Annotated in this window: 3 protein-coding genes; 2 read left to right on the top strand and 1 reads right to left on the bottom strand. The window is 43.8% G+C overall.

Going from position 1 to position 2757, the window contains the following annotated elements:
* Positions 1-118: 118 nt before the first annotated feature.
* Positions 119-808 (bottom strand): 5'-methylthioadenosine/S-adenosylhomocysteine nucleosidase family protein, encoded by a 690-nt coding sequence (locus IQ229_RS22645; RefSeq protein WP_194047611.1) that lies wholly within the window; start codon positions 806-808, stop codon positions 119-121.
* Between the two features lie 38 nt (positions 809-846).
* Between IQ229_RS22645 and IQ229_RS22640 the strand changes: the two genes are divergently transcribed.
* Positions 847-1026, top strand: a complete 180-nt coding sequence (locus IQ229_RS22640; protein WP_194047609.1) for a hypothetical protein — start codon at positions 847-849, stop codon at positions 1024-1026.
* A gap of 172 nt (positions 1027-1198) precedes the next feature.
* Positions 1199-2757 (top strand): efflux RND transporter permease subunit (locus IQ229_RS22635; protein WP_194047607.1); only part of this gene is annotated, 1559 nt, incomplete at its 3' end.

Raw genomic sequence — 2757 nt, 5'->3', positions numbered from 1 at the left:
AGAGTAAAGAGATGTTTTCACAAATAATTTAGGATTACTATATTTGGTGAAGGCATAGCAAAGCTGTGCCCCTACCGTATGGTTATTTATCTAAAAATGGCTGTAAAGACGCAACAGATTATTTATTGCTAGAGCCTGAAAAAAGCAGATTTGTAACTTGCTCTAACACCTTTAATGCTGTTAATGAACCTCGAATCAACCGAGTAGCGGCAAAAGGTTCTCGAAGCATTGCGATCGCTAACAAAAAAGGGTTTAGAGAGCCATCAGAGTTAATTGCTGGTGTGAGATCGGGGATATTATGCTGACAATCGTCGCTAACTACTCGCAGCATTGCCACAGACACCTCAGCCGCATTGAAAAATTCTAAAGCGGTAAATCCTTCCATATCGACAACATCAGCGGCCAAAGTCTTACCCAAATGGCGTTTTTCGGCAGCAGACCAAATCACGCGATCGCTTGTCACCGACTTGACTAATGAGGCTTTTTCTGATAATAAAGAGTGCAAATGTCCTGTCAAAGTGCGATCGCATTCTTGCTGTTTTCCCTGATAAATACAATTTTGATACAGCACAAGATCGCCAACTGTATAGCGATCGCTCAAGCTGCCACATATACCCATAATTAGCACTCTGGATTTTGGAGTCAAAAATTGTCCTTGTTGCAGGTATTTGAGTAAAGGCTTCATCCCAACAGGTATGGCTACTATTGTTGGGATGGAGGCAGTAATGCCGCTTAATCCGCGACACACAGCTTTATATTCTGCTCCTTGAGGCACCAGAATTGTGTTGATGGGCAAAAAATTAGGCACTAGCTCTCTCTATAGTTTCAAGTTTTAAAGTTCAATTAATGTTTGAAGTAGACGGGCGTAGTGCGATTCTTCTTTACCTTCAAGAGCGTGAGGGGCTGGTGAGCATCTCGGCTTCGCTCGATGGAGCCGGAGTCGAACCATGTTCCCTCCGGGGAAGCAAGCTACGCGCAGCGTCTCGTAGAGAAGTGCGGACTACGCCTACGCAGTTGGTAAAATAGGATCGCTCACCGTCGCTGCGTAACCACTAACTACTGCTTGCATTAAAGATTGGGTCATATCTGAGTGACAATAAGTAATATTGCTGTTTAGTAGTAACCAAAATTAGCAAACCGAAGATGATTGCTGTAGCATGACTAAATAATTGTGTCATCCACACGATAATTTTCCAAGATGGTAAAGCTTCATAACTCCAAATCCGCACGAGAACTCTTCAATATTTCCAAATTGGCAATTCAATTTTCGTGGCTGACGGTGAGTTTTTGGATTGCCGTAACGGTAGCTGGTGTTCTAGCTTTCAGTTCCCTAAAGTATGCTTTGTTTCCAGATATTACCTTTCCAGTGGTGGTTGTAAATGCTACAGCTCCCCTGGCAACTGCCTTGGATACAGAAGCAAAGCTCACCAAACCCCTAGAAGAACGCCTCCGCTCTCTAGAAGGACTGGAAAATATTCGCTCATCAACCTATCCTAGTCAAACAGCTGTTGCCCTTTCTTTTGCGGTTGGGACGAATTTAGAAACATCGACCAAAAAGGTTGAAACTGCCCTAAAGCAGCTAACTTTGCCTCAAGGAGCGACTTCTAAAATTATTCCCCTGAATCTAAACGAGTCAGCCGCCATTAGCTATGCCATAGAGAGTCCCACCCGGAATCTCAAAGATTTGACGAAGTTAGCGCAAGATGAGATTGTTAGTGCGATCGCTAAATTACCAGGAGTATTAAAAGTCTCACTACTAGGTGCTGCGACTGCAACTCCTCCGGTAAATCCAGCAAATACGAGTGCAACGGCTCTCCCCCAAGGTGGGGCGACATTAGTCCGGTTTAACGGTCAAGATGCACTCGCATTTCAGGTAATTAAACGCGGTAGTGCCAATACTTTGGAAGTAGTGAGTCAAGTTGAGAAAGAAGTTCAAAGGCTACGCTCAACCCTAAAAGATGTCAAACTCACCTTAGCTGCCACCCAAGCAGAATACATCCGCCAAGCCACCCAGTCAACAATCGATGCTTTGCTGGAAGCCGTCTTGTTGTCAATAGTGGTGATTTTTCCTTTTTTATGGAATTGGCGAGCAACTCTAATCTCTGCCTTGGCGATTCCGACATCTTTGTTGGCAACATTTATCGTCATGGCAATTTTTGGCTTCAACTTAGAGACAATTACGCTGCTAGCTTTGGCATTAGTTATCGGTAGTGTAATTGATGATGCGATCATTGATGTCGAAAATATCATGCGGCACATTGATGATGGCGAAACTCCTCGCCAAGCCGCCTTTTCCGCTACAGATGAAATTGGCTTAACAGTCATCGCCACCACTGCTACAGCAGTAGCAGTTTTTTTACCCATTGGTTTGATGGGAGGAGTCATCGGACAATTCTTCAAGCCATTTGGGATCACAGTTTCAGCAGCTATGATTGCTTCAACATTGGTTGCTCGTACATTGTCACCAGCCTTAGCTACCTACTGGTTAAAACCTGCTAATTCAAATCCCCAACGCCATCAAAAAGCAAACACTTGGGTGAATTTTACCCAATTTTATAGAAACTTACTTAACTGGTCTTTAAACCACCGTAAGACAGTCATTGCATTAGCCATACTTAGCTTTGTTGCTGGTATGGCGTTGAGTCTACTAATTCCCAAAGGATTTATTCCTAAATTAGATCGCGGTGAGTTCAATATTACTTATACTGCACCTTTGCCAAGTATTCCTAGTGGAGCAGAGGGGCAGGGGAGCAGAGG

This window comes from Nostoc cf. edaphicum LEGE 07299 (assembly GCF_015207245.1).
Lineage (GTDB): Bacteria > Cyanobacteriota > Cyanobacteriia > Cyanobacteriales > Nostocaceae > Nostoc > Nostoc edaphicum_B.
The sequence above is the reverse complement of the archived record's forward strand: the minus strand, read 5'-3'. Positions and strand labels throughout refer to the sequence as shown.

Excerpts from the sequence above, each read along its gene's own strand:
- IQ229_RS22640 (WP_194047609.1), top strand. The coding sequence starts at position 847 with ATGTTTGAAGTAGACGGGCGTAGTGCGATTCTTCTTTACCTTCAAGAG.